General features: G+C 47.9%; 14 protein-coding genes and 2 riboswitches. Of the genes, 1 reads left to right on the top strand and 13 read right to left on the bottom strand.

Annotation, left to right across the window (positions count from 1 at the left end; translation table 11 throughout):
* Window positions 1-50: 50 nt before the first annotated feature.
* From sdaAA to gcvH, 6 genes are all read right to left on the bottom strand, one after another.
* Complete coding sequence (gene sdaAA, locus ACWI_RS01330) at window positions 51-926, bottom strand: L-serine ammonia-lyase, iron-sulfur-dependent, subunit alpha (protein ID WP_070369627.1); 876 nt, start codon at window positions 924-926, stop codon at window positions 51-53.
* Between the two features lie 8 nt (window positions 927-934).
* Entirely contained in the window at window positions 935-1,597 is a 663-nt protein-coding gene (gene sdaAB, locus ACWI_RS01335; RefSeq protein ID WP_070369628.1) for an L-serine ammonia-lyase, iron-sulfur-dependent subunit beta, read from the bottom strand.
* Between the two features lie 105 nt (window positions 1,598-1,702).
* A complete protein-coding gene (gene gcvPB / locus ACWI_RS01340) occupies window positions 1,703-3,163 on the bottom strand; it encodes an aminomethyl-transferring glycine dehydrogenase subunit GcvPB (RefSeq protein ID WP_278278265.1) in 1,461 nt (486 codons plus the stop codon).
* The gene (gene gcvPA, locus ACWI_RS01345) at window positions 3,156-4,502 is read right to left on the bottom strand and encodes an aminomethyl-transferring glycine dehydrogenase subunit GcvPA (protein ID WP_070369630.1); all 1,347 of its coding nucleotides are present in this window, start codon (window positions 4,500-4,502) and stop codon (window positions 3,156-3,158) included. The genes gcvPB and gcvPA overlap by 8 nt, the downstream gene beginning before the upstream one ends.
* 13 nt (window positions 4,503-4,515) lie before the next feature.
* A complete protein-coding gene (gcvT, locus tag ACWI_RS01350; protein WP_070369631.1) occupies window positions 4,516-7,158 on the bottom strand; it encodes a glycine cleavage system aminomethyltransferase GcvT in 2,643 nt (880 codons plus the stop codon).
* A gap of 20 nt (window positions 7,159-7,178) precedes the next feature.
* The gene (gene gcvH / locus ACWI_RS01355) at window positions 7,179-7,556 is read right to left on the bottom strand and encodes a glycine cleavage system protein GcvH (protein ID WP_070369632.1); all 378 of its coding nucleotides are present in this window, start codon (window positions 7,554-7,556) and stop codon (window positions 7,179-7,181) included.
* Between the two features lie 65 nt (window positions 7,557-7,621).
* Window positions 7,622-7,688: riboswitch (glycine riboswitch) on the bottom strand.
* Window positions 7,689-7,691: 3 nt separating this feature from the next.
* Window positions 7,692-7,797, bottom strand: a riboswitch (glycine riboswitch).
* A 307-nt stretch (window positions 7,798-8,104) separates the two neighbouring features.
* Here gcvH and ACWI_RS01360 point away from each other — a divergent pair.
* The gene (locus tag ACWI_RS01360) at window positions 8,105-12,430 is read left to right on the top strand and encodes a YDG domain-containing protein (RefSeq protein WP_070369633.1); all 4,326 of its coding nucleotides are present in this window, start codon (window positions 8,105-8,107) and stop codon (window positions 12,428-12,430) included.
* Between the two features lie 377 nt (window positions 12,431-12,807).
* Here the strand turns inward: ACWI_RS01360 and ACWI_RS01365 are convergent, their stop codons facing one another.
* The 7 genes from ACWI_RS01365 to ACWI_RS01395 all read right to left on the bottom strand — a co-directional run bounded on the left by ACWI_RS01365 (window position 12,808) and on the right by ACWI_RS01395 (window position 18,315).
* Window positions 12,808-14,175 (bottom strand): sensor histidine kinase, encoded by a 1,368-nt coding sequence (locus ACWI_RS01365; protein WP_070369634.1) that lies wholly within the window; start codon window positions 14,173-14,175, stop codon window positions 12,808-12,810.
* On the bottom strand, window positions 14,148-14,825 hold the full coding sequence (locus ACWI_RS01370; protein WP_070369635.1) for a response regulator transcription factor: 678 nt from the start codon (window positions 14,823-14,825) through the stop codon (window positions 14,148-14,150). Before ACWI_RS01370 ends, ACWI_RS01365 begins: the two co-directional genes overlap by 28 nt.
* 63 nt (window positions 14,826-14,888) lie before the next feature.
* Window positions 14,889-15,638, bottom strand: coding sequence for a lantibiotic immunity ABC transporter MutG family permease subunit (locus ACWI_RS01375; protein ID WP_070369636.1), 750 nt, complete (start codon window positions 15,636-15,638; stop codon window positions 14,889-14,891).
* 1 nt (window position 15,639) lies between these two features.
* The gene (locus tag ACWI_RS01380; RefSeq protein ID WP_070369637.1) at window positions 15,640-16,365 is read right to left on the bottom strand and encodes a lantibiotic immunity ABC transporter MutE/EpiE family permease subunit; all 726 of its coding nucleotides are present in this window, start codon (window positions 16,363-16,365) and stop codon (window positions 15,640-15,642) included.
* 1 nt (window position 16,366) lies between these two features.
* Entirely contained in the window at window positions 16,367-17,080 is a 714-nt protein-coding gene (locus ACWI_RS01385) for a lantibiotic protection ABC transporter ATP-binding protein (RefSeq protein WP_070369638.1), read from the bottom strand.
* A gap of 135 nt (window positions 17,081-17,215) precedes the next feature.
* Complete coding sequence (locus ACWI_RS01390; RefSeq protein WP_070369639.1) at window positions 17,216-17,842, bottom strand: GyrI-like domain-containing protein; 627 nt, start codon at window positions 17,840-17,842, stop codon at window positions 17,216-17,218.
* Window positions 17,843-17,856: 14 nt separating this feature from the next.
* Window positions 17,857-18,315: a GyrI-like domain-containing protein gene (locus tag ACWI_RS01395; RefSeq protein WP_070369640.1), complete on the bottom strand. Its 459-nt coding sequence runs from the start codon at window positions 18,313-18,315 to the stop codon at window positions 17,857-17,859.
* Between the last annotated feature and the right edge of the window lie 35 nt (window positions 18,316-18,350).

Here is an 18,350-nt window from a genome sequence, read left to right on the forward strand (position 1 = left end):
TGTAATCTGATTGCCTGCTTGTCCGTTACACATAATGATCCCGGCCAGAATTAGCGGAAAATCTCCCGGGCCATTTTCTTCGCTGTGGGGGTGTCGGCCAGTCCGCCTTCTGCCGTTTCTTTGAGCGTTTTCGGCATCGCATCCCCAATGTCTTTCATGGCGGCAATCACCTCATCCACCGGGATGACACTCTCAATACCCGCCAGGGCCATTTCTGCAGCAATCAGGGCATTGGCCGCCCCGCTGGCATTGCGCTTGACACAGGGCACTTCGACCAGCCCGGCCACCGGATCACAGACCAGCCCCAGTACGCTTTTTATGGCAATGGCACAGGCATGGGCGCACATTTGCGGGGTACCGCCCATCAGCTCAACCGCTGCCGCTGCAGCCATCGCCGCGGCACTGCCGCATTCGGCCTGACAGCCACCTTCAGCCCCGGATATACTGGCTTTTTTGGCAATTACCATACCCAACCCGGCGGCGGTAAAAAGACTCATCACCACCTGCTCTTCTGTTAAATCGTATGCTTCTTTCAAGGTCAGCAAAACGGCCGGAATGATCCCGCAGGAACCAGCGGTAGGGGCTGCCACAATTCGCCCCATACAGGCATTCACTTCGGCAATGGCCAGGGCCTTAGCCAGCGTTTCGCTGAGCACCATCCCGCCGAGGGACTGGCCGGCATGAATGGCTTGTTTCATTTTAAGCGCATCCCCGCCACTCAAACCACTGGCTGACTTACTCCCGCTGTTTATGCCTTTACTTGCGGCTTCGGCCATCACCTGCAGGCTTTTATTCATTTCTTCGATCAGGTCTTGCTGGGATCTTTCCATCTGCAGCGCCTGATCGGCCAGAACCAAGGCCGAAATAGGTTTTCCTTTTTTTGTCGCCTTGTCTGCCAGTTCCTGTACAGAATCATAACTTATCATCTTCGCTCCTAATAGATTGGTTTGATTAAAACCGCCTTTTTTACAGAGTTCACCGCTTCAATTAAACTGACCAGTTCTTCGTTAATGGCCTGGTCGGTTTCAATCACCATCATTGCTTCACCGCCTCGTTGGGAACGATACATGTTCATCTCGGCAATGTTGATCCCCTGATCAGCCAGCAAATTGGTCACTGCCGCGATCATTCCCGGCGTATCATGATGGGGTACCAGCAGGGTGTAATATTCGCCGTTAAATTTTACATTGATCTCATTGATCCGGTTGACCATAATTCGGCCACCACCCACCGATGATCCCTGGACAATGGTTTTTTTGCCCTGTGAATCAACCGCTGCAATCAGAGCCGTATTGGGATGAACCGCTTTGTTGCCGGATTTTTTAAATTTAAAGGCCATGCCCAGGTCCCGGGCCAGCTCCAGACTGTCTTTGATGCGTTCATCATCCGGAGCCATCCCCAATAAGCCAGCAATAATTGCCTTATCGGTACCGTGGCCCTTATAGGTTTGGGCAAACGAACCATAGAGCTCAATCGTCACCATCGCCGGCTGACCACCGGACACCGCCCGGGCGATTTTTCCGATCCGCACTGCTCCGGCCGTATGGGAACTGGAGGGGCCCACCATAATCGGTCCAATAATATCAAATACATTCATCCCAACCTCGCTCTTTCGGCATCAGCCAGACTTTTAACCACCAATCCCCAAGGACGTCATCGGCTATTCTTATCTCTTTTTACCCCTAACCACTTTTTTTAAGCATCACACCTTCTGACTGAATTTAAGAACTGGCTTGCGCACCGCTTTAACCTCATCTAACCGCCCGACAATGGTATCATGGGGTGCCGATTTTACTGCTTCAGGATTTTCTTGTGCTTCCCGGGCAATCTGTTTCATCGCCGCAATGAAAGCATCCAGGGTTTCTTTGCTTTCGGTTTCGGTTGGTTCAATCATCAGTGCTTCTTTGACAATCAGCGGAAAATAGATCGTCGGCGGATGATAGCCAAAATCAATCAGACGCTTGGCAATATCAAGTGCCGACACCCCCGCTTTTGCCTGCTTCTGCGCCGAAAAAACCACCTCATGCATACAGGTTTTTCCAAATGGCAATTCATAATCCTCACAAAGCCCAACCCGGATATAGTTGGCATTTAGTACCGCCATTTCCGAGGCCTCCCGTAGTCCCTTTGCCCCTAATGAACGGATGTAGGCAAAGGCTTTAACGACCACCAGAAAATTACCATAAAACGATTTAACCCGACCAATTGACAGTGGCCGGTCGCCATCAAGATAATAGCCATTGGTGCCGCTTTCCACTACTGGCCATGGCAGAAAGGGAACCAAATCTTTTTTGACCCCCACCGGGCCGGAACCCGGGCCGCCACCGCCATGGGGCGTACTGAAGGTTTTATGGAGATTGAGATGTACCACATCAAAGCCCATGTCGCCGGGGCGGGTTTTGCCCATGATGGCATTCATATTGGCCCCGTCATAATAGAGCAGTCCCCCCGCCTGATGGACGATCTCGGCTATTTCAACAATGTTTTTTTCAAACAAGCCCAGAGTACTGGGATTGGTCAGCATCAGTCCGGCAATTTCATCACTCATTACCGCCTTTAATGCCTCAAGATCAACCCCACCAGCCTGGTTGGACTTCACCTCGATGACATCAAAACCTACGACCGCCGCCGAAGCCGGATTGGTGCCATGGGATGAATCCGGCACGACAATTTTTTGTCGCTTGGTATCACCACGGTGCTGATGATAGGCTTTAATAATCATCAGTCCCGCCATTTCGCCATGGGCACCAGCTGCCGGTTGCAGCGATACCCGTTCCATTCCGGTGATCTCTGCCAGCATCCGATCGGTTTGGTAAAGAACTTCCAGACAGCCCTGAACAGTCTGCTCCGGCTGATAGGGATGAACCCCGGTAAAACCTCGGTATTGAGCCACCGCTTCATTAACTTTGGGGTTATATTTCATGGTACAGGAGCCCAGGGGATAAAAACCCGAATCAACCCCGTGATTCAGCTGCGACAAAGCTGTAAAGTGACGGATGGTATCGATCTCGCTGACCTCCGGTAAGGCCACTTCCTCAGCACGTAAAAGCACTTCGGGGATCATGGTATCAATGGATAGCTCGGGAACATCACACGTTGGTAGAATATCGGCTTTTCTTCCCGGCACCGACTTTTCAAAAATAAGCGCTTCTTGTTTAATCACAATGCTTCACCACCTTTTCTACCAGCTGATCAATTTCCTGACGGGTTCGTTTTTCAGTGACCGCCAGCAACCAGCCGTACTCAAACTCTGGATAGGCCTTTTTTAATTCATAGCCACCGATGATTCCATCCCCCAGCAGATCTTTGTTTAAGCCTTCCGGTGCGGTTGTGCCGATAACCGCAAACTCTTTAAAGAATGGGGCTGTAAAGGCCGGGGTAAATTTCCCGGTGGCAATCAGCCTGTCATGGAGATAATGGGCTTTGCGAAGGCATAGGGTAGCCACCTCTTTTAGCCCCGCCTTGCCCAGTAACGTCAGATAAATCGTTGCTGCCAGGGCATTCAGGGCCTGGTTCGAACAGATATTGGACGTCGCCTTATCCCGCCGGATATGCTGTTCTCTGGTCTGAAGGGTTAAGACAAAGGCTCGTTTGCCGTCATGGTCAGTGGTTTGTCCAACCACCCGACCGGGCAATTTTCGCATCAGAGCCTTGGTTGTTGCCATAAAGCCCAGTCCCGGCCCGCCGAAACTAATCGGATTCCCCAAGCACTGACCATCTCCAACCACGATATCGGCCCCCAATTCGCCAGGAGATCTAAGAATGGCCATGGAAATGGGATCGACAGAGGCAATAAACAACGCTTTTTGTTGATGGGCAAGGTCCGCCACCCGGCTCAACTCTTCAATAACGCCAAAAAAGTTCGGACTTTGCACAATCACCGCAGCAGTCTGCGCGCCGCATAAGGCTTCAAGCTCGTTTAAATCGATGGTACCATTTTGAAAACCAATTTCTCTTACCCGCACGTTTTTAAAGTGGGCGTAGGTTTGCACCACCTGGCGATGCTCAGGAGAAACGGTGTTGGCAATCAGCACTTCGTTCCGACCCGTCTGACTGACAGCCATTGCCACCGCTTCGGCCAGTGCCGTTGCGCCATCATACATTGACGCATTGGCAATCTCCATTCCGGTCAACTCACAGATCATCGATTGAAACTCAAAGATTGCCTGCAAGGTGCCCTGACTGATTTCCGGCTGATAGGGTGTGTAAGCCGTGTAGAATTCCTGTCGGGAGGTCAGACTGCCAACAACACTGGGAATAAAATGATCATACGCCCCGGCTCCCAAAAAACAAGTGCAGCTGTCCAGGTCGGTATTTTTTTGTGCCAGCTCCCGCATCAATGTGATCAGTTCCATTTCTGACAGGGCTTCTGGCAACGCCAGTTCCCGGTCCAGCCGGACTGCCACGGGGATGTCCGCAAAAAGTGCATCCCGGGAGGTCAGACCCAGTTTTTCAAGCATCGCTTGTTGTTCTTCCCCGGTTGTTGATAAATAAGATGCCATCGATGTTCCTCCTTTATAGTGTGGCTTTCAGTTTTTCAAGCTGTTCCATTATCGCTTCATCGTCAAAGCAGTATTTCATTGTAGTAAACTGGCTGCGGAGCTTTTTAACGTCTTCCGCCACCGCTTTTTTACGCAGAATCACATCGGCCATCAATTCAGCCGTCTCTTTAAAGGCTGCCTTGGTAAAGCCAAAGCGGGTCATCTCGGCAACACCAATGCGGATTGCCCCGGAAGCGGTAAAGCCCTCTTCCTCCGGTGTTGCCTGATAATTAATGATGATATTGCTTTCTTCGAGACGTCTGGCCACTTCTGGACCAATGCCATAGCCAACCTTCACCACCACCTGGTGGGTCTCGGTATAGGAAATCTGTGGATCGCCGGCCACATCAAGTCCAGCTTCGGCCAGCGCTTTGGCAAAATATTTGGCATTCTCAATGACAGTGCGCTGATAATCATCTTTGAAATAATTCATTTCGTAGGCCGCCATTAACAGACCCAACATTGTGCCGAGATGGTGGTTGCTGACACTGCCCGGAAACGCCCGGGTCTCGATGGTTTCCCAAAGACCATACTTATAATCATCCTTGTCATAATTTCCGGCGATGACCCCACGCTGGGTACCAAAAAATGTTTTATGGGTGGAACCGGTCACGAGCTCAGCCCCTTCTTTAAAGGGATCCTGGAAGTGATCACCGACCAGTCCCAGGACATGGGCCATGTCATACATAATCACCGCATTGAGTTTCTGATCATCGATAAATTGGCGTATTTCCTGTACCGGTTCTTTGTGCAGAACCATGCTCTTACCAAAGATAATTAATTCCGGTCGATACGTCGCAATGACTTTTTTTGTTTCTTCGACATCGATCTTAAAGAGATTGTCCGGCTCCACCGGGAAATTGACAACTGCCGTTTTTTCCGTCCGGGGATCGACGGCAATATAGTCATGCAGGGCGCCCATTGGCTGGGCACTCAAATGACCACCACGGATGATATGATTGTTCAGGATATAACCCAACCGCTTGGCCTCAACCTTGCGGTTGACCCGATTCTTGTAATCCATCAGAGCACTAAAGACTGCCGTATTGGCCATCTGACCACTGATTACCCGGGTTTCAACCTCGGCACAGTTAAAGTACTGCTTGAATTCTTCCATCAGCAGGTATTCAATCTCGTCGATAAAAGCCGTTCCCTGATAATAAAAAACGTCATAATCATAAAACGATTTGGTTTTTTTGTGCTCTGCATAGCGAAACGACGGATCCATCACCGATAACAACCTTACCGCCGGCGAATGAGCCTGTTCCGACGGGATCAGGTTGATGGTTTCATACTGCCGGTGATGGGTGTTGTCAAGGCTCTTCTTTAGCAGATTTAGGGCTTTGCCGGGATAATTGGCGGCGCTTTCAAACTGTCTTGTTACCTCCACGCCATAAAGAATCGGGCGGGCATACGGGGGCGCATCACTTTTTAAATGATATGGCACAATCACCGCCGCAACCCGTTTGTTGCGGATTTCGACCTCCACCGGATCGTTGATTTCGACATCTCCATCAAGCAGCGCCAGACCAATCCCACGCATCGCTTTTTCATCGGTTATCTTGCTATCCAGTCCATAGCCTTCGGCTTTTAAATAGGGTACCATGGTGGCACTGGTGATCACGCCAACTTCCCTGCCATCTTTAAAAACCTTACATCCGGCCCGGGCTACACCTTTTCCGGTAATCGCCAACGATCTAACAATTCTGGGCAGTTTGGATAAATCACTAAAATCGCGTTCCATAATCGACTTAAAGCCACAATACTGTTCACGAAGTGGTGCCCGGCCCAGATAGTTGCCTTTATCCTCGGCAAAACTGACAGCAAATTTGGCCAGCGGACAGGAGAAAATCGGAATCTCCTGTCCCTCGCTATCCAGTCCCAGTTCGTGTCCATATAGCGGCAGACCGGCTTCCAGTCTTAATGTATCCCGGGCCCCCAGACCGACGGCCATGGCACCCAATCCCAGCAGCTTTTCCCAGATTTCCGGGCTTTGCTCCGCCTTGGCAAACAGTTCAAAACCCAGGGGTTCTCCCGTATAGCCGGTTCGGGCAATCAGGAGGGGGGCCCCGTGGTAATTAAGAATTCCCAATGCATTCTTAAGGGGTTCGGTCAAAAATTCGCTTCCGGTCAATTTTTTTAAAATATTCTTGGCTTCCGGGCCTTGCAGTGAAATCATCGCCAGCTCAGCGGATTGATCTGTTATTTGGGCATCAAAGGCTTTGATTTCATTATTCAGATGCTGCCAATCTTTGTCGGCGTTGGCCGCATTCACTACCAGCAGGTAGCGATCTTCATAAAAGCGGTAAAGGTAGGCATCATCAATGGCACCGCCGTTTTTGTTGGGAATCATCGTATACTGGGCCTGAAGCAGATCCAGCGCAAAAACATTGTTGGTCAGGACATACTGTAAAAAAGCGGTGGCCTCTTTTCCGGTGATGATGAAGCGGGCCATATGTGAAACATCAAAGATGCCCGCTTTAATCCGGGTATGGAGATGCTCATCAACAATGCCATGGGGATACTGAATTGGCATCTCCCAGCCCCCAAAATCTACCAAGGTGGCTCCGGCTTTGACGTGATTGTCATATAATACGGTGTGTTTTAAATCTCCCATTTGCTGATCTCGCACGCTTTCTATTCCTGACAAAACGCTTCGTACTCGGTTGCGTCCATCAAGTCATCAACTTCTGTGGGATCATCCATTTCAACACAAATCAACCAGTTTTCAAAGGCATCGGTATTAATCAGCTCTGGCTCATCATTCAGCGCTTCGTTAATTTTCTCGACCGTTCCGGCCACCGGCAAATAAATATCGGAAGCCGCCTTAACCGATTCGACCACCCCAAAGGTTTGATCCTTATCGATATGATCACCCACTTCCGGCAATTCAACAAAAACAATGTCCCCCAGGGAATGTTGGGCGTAATCGGTAATCCCAATGGTGGCCCGATTGCCTTCTACTTTAACCCATTCATGATCCTTTGAATACTTCAACCCTTCAACAATTCTCATTTTTCAATCCTCCATTTTTCTAATTTTACAAAAAAACAAAAAAAGCAGAAAGCTAGTGCCTTCTGCTCTGTTATTGACCTGAGAGATTCCTGTTTTAAAGTTGCCCCTTCGGTGCGTCTTCGCTTTCCAGAGAGATGTCCAGATGCGGTCCTCTTTACCTGAGATCATCGCCGATATTATGGCTAATACCAGCTTATTCCTTCGGTGCTGCACACTCTGCAGTCTCTCCCGTATCCATCATTCATCATACCATCGTTTAATTGTATTCTTCAGCCTGATCTATTTATCAAGTTGTTGTGAGTATACACTGCTGCCCCGGTAATTGTCAACCACTGAAACCATATTATTTCAAACGGTGGCTATTTTTATTGTAACTGTCCTTTACCCGAATAGCCGCCCACTTTCGCGAAACGGCTGTTTTCTTCGTGAATTGTTATGCGTATACACTTTAATATCTGTTAGAATAAACTAGCTTTAAATGTAGAATTCAAGTGATGATGCGATACGATATTCACTCAATTTAGCGTAAACCTGTAAGGAGAACATTCATGAAAAAAACACTACTTACCCTGCTCTTATTTGCCCTCTTCATCCCAATTCAAACGGTCTTTGCCGAGACTGACATCATTCCGGTTTTATCCCGCGGCCACATTGAAAACTTAGGTGATTATCCTGCCGATCACACCTGGATCGAAAGCCCGGAGATAATTGGCACTGTTGGCCAGAGTAAACGAATTGAAGGCTTCGAATTAAAACCCGATGCGGACGTGGCCTCGGAGATTGAACTACGTTACAACGTCCATGTTCAAAACCTCGGCTGGCTCTATGATGAAAATGATCCCAGCACTTGGGCCAAAAACGGCGACTATGCTGGCACCCGTGGCAAGGGACTGCGCATTGAAGCGATCAAAATTGTTCTGCTTGACACCACCGGCAAACAGGTATCCGGTTATCACGTCCGTTACCACGGTCATGTCCAGAATATTGGCGACTTGCCATCCGCTTCGGAAGAATGGTTCCTCGATGGTGAACAGCTTGGTACCGTTGGCAGCTCGCTTCGTCTTGAAGCATTAAAACTGGAAATTGTCAAGGATGCCACGACTGGCACCGATTTAAGTGCCTACACTGCCCTGATAAAACAAATTGAAAGTTTAAACGAATCCGACTTTAGCAAAACTTCCTGGAATAATCTGCAATCTGTTGTTTCTCAAAACAAGATTGATGAGCAAAGCAGTTCCGCTGAAATCACCACCGCCATTGCAATTATCCAAAAGGCGATGAACCAGCTTGAAGATCTGACCCAATCAACCATTTACAGTAAAGCCGGTAGCTATGGACCAAGTAGCGGAAGCGAATCGATCAATCAGGATGTAATTATCACTACCGGTGATGTGACGCTTCAGAACTTAACAATTGATGGCAATCTGATCATTGATGAGGCCGTAGGCAACGGTAACGTGACCTTGAACAATGTCACTGTTTCCGGTGAACTACGGGTTCGCGGCGGCGGCAAAAACAGTATTCACATTAACGGTGGCAATTATTCAAAAATTCTAATTGAACAGGCCCCGGACGGCGGTGTCCGGATTGTTGCCACCGGTCTTGACGGAGTGCCGGTTGTTTTGAGCGAAAACGCCGCTGGCGAAACCCTGATTCTCGAAGGCAGTTTCGATTCGGTAACAGTAAAAGCCCCGGATGTGGTGATTAAAACCCAAGGCCAAACCAGCATTAAAACCCTCAACGTTGAGCCCGAAGCCCAAAACACCGCCATCAATCTGGGTAGCACCACCACGGTTTCCAGTCTGGCGATTGCGTCTCCGGCGATGATCACCGGTACCGGCACGATCAACAAGGCTGAAATAGCCTCGGATCATGTCAGTTTTGAAAAAGCGCCCGAAAACTATACGGTTGATCCCGAGGTGGTGGTGCCACCCGTGATCCCAGAACCCACACCCCAACCCGGCGGTGGCGGTTATACCCCACCGAGCAAAATCAGTCTGAGTGTGACCACTGCCCCAACTGTTAGCCTATCTAAAACCTATGATGGTACTACCGCCACCGATGTAACCAATCAGCTACTCGATGCAGCAGCCATCACTGGAATTGCGATCGGTGATACCGTAACCGTTACCGCCACGGCCACCTATGATAATAAAAACGTCGGCAGTAATAAGGATATCACCATCACCTACAATCTATCCGGAGCTGCTGCCAGTAAATACACTCCACCGGTGACCACGACAATCAAGGGCGAGATTGTGACAAAAACCCTGAGCCTCCCGACAGCACCAATCTTGAAGGAATTTGACGGGACGGCAACCCTTAACACCGAAATTACCGAATCCCTTGGCCAGCTGGCCGCCGATAATCTCACGATCACCCGAACTGCCACCTATTTAGACAACAACGTAGGAACCAATAAACCGGTAACCTGTTTCTACACCCTGTCGGGAACCGACGCCGGCAATTATAGCGCCCCGGCCGACCACCCAAGCACCGGAACCATTACCAAAAGAACCCTGACGGTCTCTGGCGCCAGCCTGAATATCAATAAAACCAAAACCTATGATGGCACCACTGACGTGTTTAATGGCAAGGGCAAAATTCAAGCTGGCAATAACGCAATCAGCGTGGCAACCGGTGTCGCAGCCGACCCCACTATTATCGTCACGGCCACCGCTGCTTATGATAATCAAAACGCCGGCGACAACCGAATCATTACGGTTAGCTATTCAATTGACAGCACCTCTGCCAACAATCGCTATCAGGTCCCAGCGACAGAAACCATCAGCGATGCCAACATTACCGCACGGTCATTGACAGTAGTAGCTCCCACCCCGGTTGCCAAGGCTTACGATGGCACCGCCGATGTTTTTACGGCGGCCAATAATACGGGTATAATTTATAATAAATCGGTCACACCCGGAAATATTGCTGCACCTGATGCCAGCAAAGTGACCGTCACAGCGACTGCTACTTATGATGCCGGGAAAGACGTTGGCACTGATAAACATATCACCATTCATTACACTCTTTCTGGTGCTGCTGCCAGCAATTACCTGCCCCTACCCGATGATCACAGCAAAACCGCTGACATTACCCCGCTGATGCTAAATACCGGAGCCGTGACAGAAAAAACGAAGGAATATGATGGTACCAGCACCGCAAAGGTTAATGTAAACCTCAGCTGCAGCGATAACAACGGTGTGTTTCAGGCCGAAGCGGGCAAAACACTTTTTTCCAAAATAGACTCGAAATACTATACCGACAATGCTTATCAAAGTGAAACCAGTCAAACTGGAACGGGTCTTTACCTCAAATATACCATCAGCCTGGAGGGGGCTTCGGCCGACAATTATGTTTTTGCGGGGGGCGAAAAGACCCTGACTGCTACCACTAACGGCGGCAGCATTACTACGAGGAAACTATCGGTTAACGTTGAAATGTTGAGGCTTCAAACCGAGAAAGACTATGATGGCAAGACCAGAACCAATGTGAGTGGCGCCACCATCGATAAGTCCACTGGCCTGACGGGGATCGTCGGCTCGGAGATGGTTCTTGCGAATGCAGTAAGTGATTATGCCAAAGCCGACGCCGGTGATCATCTTATCACCACCACCTTTTATCTTTCCGGCGAGGATGCTGGCAATTACAGTATTGATCCCCTGACCAGTAGCGGCAAGATCAAGCCGATTCAACTGGCAGTCGACAGTACCAAGCTGCCAGCCATTGCCGCAACGCGAAAATATGACGCCACCACCGATGTTTATCTGGCAGCTAACACAAGCAAATTATTGGATTACCCCCTTGATGCGGGTGCCGTTAGCGGCTTAATTGGCAGCGAAGCGGTAACAGTCAAAGCCACCGCCAGCTATAACGATAAAAATATTGGCGAAAACAAAGCCATCACCATTACCTATAGCCTAGGCGGCGATGCCGCCAAAAACTACCTGGCTCCGGCTCCCGACACCTCAAAATCGGCAGCCATTACACCACGAATCCTGGGTTATGCCAATGTCAATCTGATCACCATGAAAAAAGCCGATGGCAGTAGCAGCGTCTCGTTTATAAACACTCCCAACGCTGATTCGACAACTTATGGTGGCATGGATGGTATTGCCCGTATTGATGGTACTAATACGCAGGAAAATGTGTATCTCGGAAGCTACAGCGCCAATTATTACAATGGCTCCAGCGAAACCAGTGACGTAGGCAGCAATTACGACATTAAACTAAGCGGCACCCTGGCCGGTGCTGATGCCGACAATTACCTTATGACTGACTATACTTATTCACAAAAAGGCCAAATTCTGGCCGACAATGCGGTGATCTCCACCCCCTACGACAGCAACAACTGGGCTGTCGCCGGCACCCTGACCCCGCCAGCTGCTGGTTTTAAACTCTTTTATGTCAAACAAGCAGGTAGCATGACCTATTATGGCTACGACAGCGGCGGTCAAATCTACAGTTCGACCAACTTAAGCAGCTGGACAAACGTTAATCAGGTTACTTTGGACGGCAAGCAGCTGATTGGCTTCGATAGCGATTCCAGCGAACTCTTAGCCATTCCCAACACCCCCACCACTGATGGTTACGGGAATACAAGCTACTTACTATATTACTGGAGCGGCGGTAACTGGTGTGAGTCTGCATACACAATTATCAACATCGAGCCCGTCAATCCAACTTATTATGGCACCGCCACTAATGACTACCTGATTTATCAGGATGCAGACAAGAATGTGATTAAACGAGGTTTTAATGACGCCACTAATGAGACAATCGGCTCTAGCTCATTCCTGTCCCTGCCCAGCGGCTTTAATAACTCCCTGCTGGTCTATGACGGCAGTAACCTGATGCGTTATGCTTACTAAACCATGGCTCCGCTTAATTAAATTCTGACAAGTCCCTAAACAAACAGCGCCACAGATTGAACGATCACTCCGAGGCGCTGTTGCTTTATTTTCCTGTGGTAAAGCAACTGTTTTTTTACTACTTTTTTCCTGACCAAACTAGCCGGTGCCAATCCAATTCATTTAAACTTGTGCTCAATGGCTGCCTCAACCGTATTCCCAGAGAATCCAACCGCCGGATTACCGCTGCAATGGAGAGCCGGAAAAAATGAGTGTTCACTCTGATTGGAGGCCCTGATGGATATTTAAACTAATCTCGTTTATGACATAGCGCTGACGCAGTTATGCGTGCGATTCAAGTTTGGTGTATTGCCATATTGGCCAATGTTTTGGATTAACTATTGCCGACACCATCCAGAAGAGATAACAAATTTTACACAGGCACCTTGTGAGGTGTTTTCTAAGAACAACTGTCCTGAATGTTTTTGTGCTACTTTTTCGGCAATAGAAAGACCGATTCCATAATTTCGACTCCCTGTCCGGCTTGTATCCTGTTGCCAGAACATTTCCTTTGCATGGTGCATCGCTGTTTTTGAAAAACCCGGCCCTTGATCCTGAACGCTAAATAATGTTTCCTGTTCATTTTGGCATGCAGAAATAGTAATATGTCCTCCGGTTTTAGTGAAGCGTATCGCATTTTCGACAATATTGATCAGCGCTCGGGCCAACATGGAAGGATAAACCATTATTGGGCGTAAATTCTCGCTATACACGTATTCCAGCGATATTGACTTATCTTTGGCTAGTGGAGATAGAATAGCGTTAAGATCGCCTAACACTAGGATAATATCAATCTTCTCCATTACTTTATTATCCATATCAATAATGGTTACCTGCTGCAAAGCACCCACATACTGCTGTACCCGCATTCCTGCGCTAAATATAGAGTTTACCAGTGCAGCCTGTTTCTCTTCCAAAGTATCTTCCAAAAGTAATTCGGCGTTACCATTGATTACTGTCAGCGGTGTCTTTATGTCATGGGCAAGGGCGGCAATTTCTTGTTTGCGTTGCTGTTCCGATTCCCATTGTTTGATAAGCGTATCTTTCAGAATGCTCCGCATGTCGTCCATTGATTGCAGCGCGTGGTTAAATTCATTTATGCCTGTAGATGTGGTGATTGGTGTATCCAGGTCTTGCTGTGCGATTTGTTTGCTGGCATTTTCTACCAAGGCCAACTTATTACCCAGCTTTCGACCCATGCTACGAACAAAAAGCAGGAAAAATAAGACCGATGCCATAACTGCCAAAAACAACATGATCAGTTCCGCATTGGGCAAAACGTTTTGCAATGTTGGATTGGTAAAGCTAGCCACATAGCGCCAAGTGAAAAGGCAACGGCTTCCATCCTCATAGAATACATACACACCTGTGCCATAGGTTACGTTTTCAGCTGTATATCTTGAAACCTCCTGTGAAAGGGTACTTCCCTCCAGGGAAGATGCCCTTACATTTCCCTCTTTGTCAAAATAGATATAATCGTACAAAGTGGGTTCTAAATCATTTGTGAACATCCCACTCTCGCTTTGCCGGTCTATTTCCACCCTGGCTTCCCTCTCTCCTGCATTGGCTGGCGCAATAACGCCAGCTTCCATGCAAAGAAAAAGGATGATGAATGCCAATGCAAAGATAACAACGATTCCGACAAAAAACAGCAGTAGCGTGCGAGTGAAATAGCCTTTTAAACCGATTGCTTTTCTCTTTTCCAACGGTATCCAATCCCCCATACGGTTTCTATCGGCTCAGCTCCATAGGGTTTTAGCTTTGCACGGATATTTTTAATATGCTCCACAATGACACTTTCGTCTGATTCTCCATCATATCCAAAAACCACTTCATATATTTGGCCTTTGGAAAACACCTGTCCAGCATGTTCCATTAAGGTGGCGCAGATGGCATACTCACTTTTGGTAAACGCAATGGCGATATTTTTATATAGCACCCGCTTTCCGGACACATCCAATACCAAATCCCCCAGGCGCAACGTGTGTAGATGACTGCGGGATTCCCTGCGTAAATGTGCGGCCACCCGTGCCCGTAGCTCCGCAACCGAAAACGGCTTTTGAATATAGTCATCAGCGCCAAGCCCAAGACCGTGCACCAAATCATCTTCAGCCGTTCGCGCTGTAACAAAAAGAATCGGTATATCGATTGTGTCTCGGATACGCTTACAATAGGAAAATCCATCTTCACCAGGCATCATGACATCCAGTAAAATCAAGTCGGCAAGACGAGCCATTTCCGGCGATACTTTACAGGTTGCCGTCACTGTTTGCACCAAATGACCTTCCCGCTCCAGTGCCGTTTTTATAAAAGCCAGAATTTCTGGTTCATCATCAACAGCTAAAATATGTGCCATCGTATCCCCCCTGTATTCTTAATTATACAATGATCCGGGATAAGAAGACAACCGACCATTTATTCATCGTTTTTTTCTCCCTTCCCAACGGTGAAACCATACAAACAGAACTGCCAGCATCAGCAAAGTCACTATTGCAGCTACGACTATGCCTAACTGCATAGCGGGTACTGTGCGCATATCGCCCTGCGTCCAATACCTGGACAACAGACTGACAAGCCGGACGCCCCAGGCACTGGGAACATAAAACCAAATGGTTTCACCAAGCCCTGTAAGCATAAGCGCAGAAAAAAGAATTTCCGCAGCAGTCACTGCAAAGCTCACATTCCGACCAAACTGAAAGCCCAGCCAGGTGTGAAACAGGTATTCAAAAACAGCACAGCCCCAAATAAGCAAAGCCATGCAAAGCGTGAGAGAAAGAGGAACTGAAAAACCCGGTATCCTGATTACCGCCACAACACTGTAGCCCAGGGTAACTATCAGACATGCTACAAGACCGCCAAGAATCAAAAAGATCAGTTCAGACAGCAGGTTCTTCATCCGTGATGGGGCGCTCAAAAGGAGGAACCCTCCTCCGGCTTCCACATCTTGTTCGGTGAGGATTGAGCAAATCCATGCCGCTAAGAGCGGATAGATGAGTGTTAACACCTGATAATAGTTTACTGTAAATTTTTCCGGAGGATAAATGGTCATGCTTTGGTATACCGTAAAGACTAGAATTCCCAATACAGGAATAGCAAGGTGAACGATAAAAAAAGGGGTTTTGGATAGCCTGATGGCATCAGAAGATAGTTGCATGCTAAACTTTTTCATTCTATTCACTCCTTCCATTAAACCAGATCTTTGTTAACAGAAGTGATCCTGCAAGCAGAACGGAAGTAATGAGTATGCCGGGCAACACCACACTACTATCATGGAGCGGGCTGTCAGGAGCCATCAACACACCATTGGGATTAATCCCCAGTATGGGTGCCATTAAGCGGGCAGGTATTGCAAATGGAATAAACCAAAAACGGCCGCCAGCAATATCTTGAATCGAACAAATTATATTTACGCCAAGAATCCCCAAAAAAGTCACCACCGAATTTAGCTTGGCGGATAAGAACATTCCCAAAGGTATTTGCCATACCCATGCAATTGTTAAGACAACTGCGGCAGCCAGTCCCCGCCAAATAGGATACTGAGAACCAAAGAAAAGACCGGAAATGGTGGTCAGACCAAAAACGATGAGATTACCAATGAAAATATAAAAACAACCCGTCCAAACCTTTGCAAGCCACACACGGCCCTTCGGTGCAGGCAAGGTAGCCACATTGAAAAACTGCATTCTTTTGTCTGGCTCGATCAGATTAATGCAAATCAATGCCACCGTGACCGGAAGGAACATCATATACCACCAGTTATACGCACCTATCTGAGTCAATGCCCCGCCCATCAATACAATAGCCATGAGCGCAACTAGCGATGGGAAAAGCACTAAGCTTTTTCTGCCAAAACTGCGGCGTCCTTTTATAAGCTCGGATTTTATAATATTTACCATTCTAGTAAGCCTCCCTGTTACTGCTCATGCGAACAACATCCATAAACAGGGCTTCTAGTGAAGCGGTATCATTGGGAAGTTCTCCCTGATAGCCTAACCGCCCATTGGCAATGATGCCGATTTTATCCACTGTGTTCTCAACCTCAGAGAGAATATGACTTGACAGAATAACGGTGATTCCTTGTGCAGGGAATGAGCGTATCAATTCACGTAGTGATTGAATACCCATCGGGTCAAGTCCATTGGTTGGTTCGTCCAAAATAAGCAGCTTGGGGTGGTTCAGCAAAGCTCCGGCAATACCCAAGCGCTGTTTCATACCCATCGAAAATTGCCGAGCTTTCTTTTTTCCTGTGCCTGTTAAATCTACGATATGTAGCACCTCGTCAATTCGGGTTTTCGGTAAGCCTAACGCTGTGGTTCTCACCAGCAGATTTTCGTAGGCTGTGAGGTTTCCATACAGCGGGGCACTTTCTATCAATGCGCCGATTTCAGACAAATTTTTTCGTTGCCACGGCCTCCCTTTGTATCGTATTTCTCCTTTTGACGGCTTTGCAATACCGGTTATCATTTTCAAGGCAGTGGATTTTCCCGCCCCATTAGGCCCCAGCAATCCGTATACAGTATTTTCCGGGATAGAAAGCGAAAGTCTATCCACAGCGTTTTGCCCCTGATATGTTTTTGTGAGCGCTTCAGTTGTTAGAATCATATTTGACATAGTTGTATCTCCTTTCGATAAAGCAACTATATCAGGAGACTATAAGGAATTTATAAGGATTAGAAACTCACTCAAAAATAATCACTACCTGAATGTAGAGGGCGCAGAAAGAAGAAGCATGTCAAAACTGCTCGGTCATTCCCCGTTCCTTTTAACCTTAAACCGCAGTACGGTCTTACGTTTATCCACGCTTGTCCGGCGGGGATCTGACAAATAGATTTCCCGATGGGTTTTATCAATCCGCAAATAGCCATGGTCTTTGCAAAAAGTTTCCATCCGTTCAAAGCTGGCCGGCTCAGCATCATAGCTGCCCAGATGCAGCATCTGACAACAAAGTCCTTCATTTAGCTCTTCAACCTGAAGACCCTCAAGCCAGGGATTCGGCTTTTTCTTTTTCACCTCATCAAGAAATCGCTTGGCCAAATCAGCCGTTAAGAAATCCGGCTGACGAATCATAATGGTATAAGCATAATTGCTCTTGTCGGTGCTGTCTTTAGTCTTATCCACCAGATCCCAGACTCCTTCAAGGGGGAAAACCGCATAATCATAATACCCCTCGGGAACCGTCTTGCCCTTATGTGACATTTTAACGGCATAACTAAAACTGTAAAGGGCGGCCACCGCCTCGGTAAATTCGTCTCCGTTTGGATCCCCCTCGCCCTTAATTAGGGCAAAGGGAATTGCTGGCACGTCAATGATTAACGGCTGCCTCTTGGGAAGGTACAAGTCCTTAAACTGCTTTTTATATTCCACCTTTTCCACGAATAAACCTCCTTTTAATTAAGCGAGATATAGATGTGTATCTCGGCGTTTTCCATGTCTTCGCCTGGCTGATATTCCTCAAAATCACAGCCAAATTTCCGGTCAAGGGACATCTCCCAGAGCTTCATCCAAAACTCTCCCACTGCCTTTTGAACATCTCCATGGACAATAAATTTTGCATAGTTTCCAGGCATAATGGTTTCAATCGTGACCTGTTCGGGCTGTAGAACCCCGTTTTCTACCTCGCAGCCGACCATAACATCGTAAGCACCCAACTCAGCCTTTTCGTAATTGGTATAAAGCCCGATACACTTTTCATTCGTTTTACCTTTTAACAATGCATCAATTCCACCACCATAAAACTGTTGCCAGGTTGCGCCAATCTTTTCACCCATCTGGGGATCGGTATTACTGGTTCTAATTCTTAGTCCCGCCACTTTTTTTTCGTCCAATTGCACTAATTCATATTCCATAATGTATACCTCTTTCCTTCATAAGATAGCTTCAG

Source organism: Acetobacterium wieringae (genome assembly GCF_001766835.1).
In the GTDB taxonomy this organism is placed as follows: Bacteria; Bacillota; Clostridia; order Eubacteriales; family Eubacteriaceae; genus Acetobacterium; species Acetobacterium wieringae.

Excerpts from the sequence above, each read along its gene's own strand:
- ACWI_RS01370 (WP_070369635.1), bottom strand. The coding sequence starts at position 14,825 with ATGGCACATATTTTAGCTGTTGATGATGAACCAGAAATTCTGGCTTTT.
- ACWI_RS01375 (WP_070369636.1), bottom strand. The coding sequence starts at position 15,638 with ATGAAAAAGTTTAGCATGCAACTATCTTCTGATGCCATCAGGCTATCC.
- ACWI_RS01385 (WP_070369638.1), bottom strand. The coding sequence starts at position 17,080 with ATGTCAAATATGATTCTAACAACTGAAGCGCTCACAAAAACATATCAG.
- ACWI_RS01360 (WP_070369633.1), top strand. The coding sequence starts at position 8,105 with ATGAAAAAAACACTACTTACCCTGCTCTTATTTGCCCTCTTCATCCCA.
- sdaAB (WP_070369628.1), bottom strand. The coding sequence starts at position 1,597 with ATGAATGTATTTGATATTATTGGACCGATTATGGTGGGCCCCTCCAGT.
- ACWI_RS01395 (WP_070369640.1), bottom strand. The coding sequence starts at position 18,315 with ATGGAATATGAATTAGTGCAATTGGACGAAAAAAAAGTGGCGGGACTA.
- ACWI_RS01380 (WP_070369637.1), bottom strand. The coding sequence starts at position 16,365 with ATGGTAAATATTATAAAATCCGAGCTTATAAAAGGACGCCGCAGTTTT.
- gcvH (WP_070369632.1), bottom strand. The coding sequence starts at position 7,556 with ATGAGAATTGTTGAAGGGTTGAAGTATTCAAAGGATCATGAATGGGTT.
- sdaAA (WP_070369627.1), bottom strand. The coding sequence starts at position 926 with ATGATAAGTTATGATTCTGTACAGGAACTGGCAGACAAGGCGACAAAA.
- gcvT (WP_070369631.1), bottom strand. The coding sequence starts at position 7,158 with ATGGGAGATTTAAAACACACCGTATTATATGACAATCACGTCAAAGCC.
- gcvPA (WP_070369630.1), bottom strand. The coding sequence starts at position 4,502 with ATGGCATCTTATTTATCAACAACCGGGGAAGAACAACAAGCGATGCTT.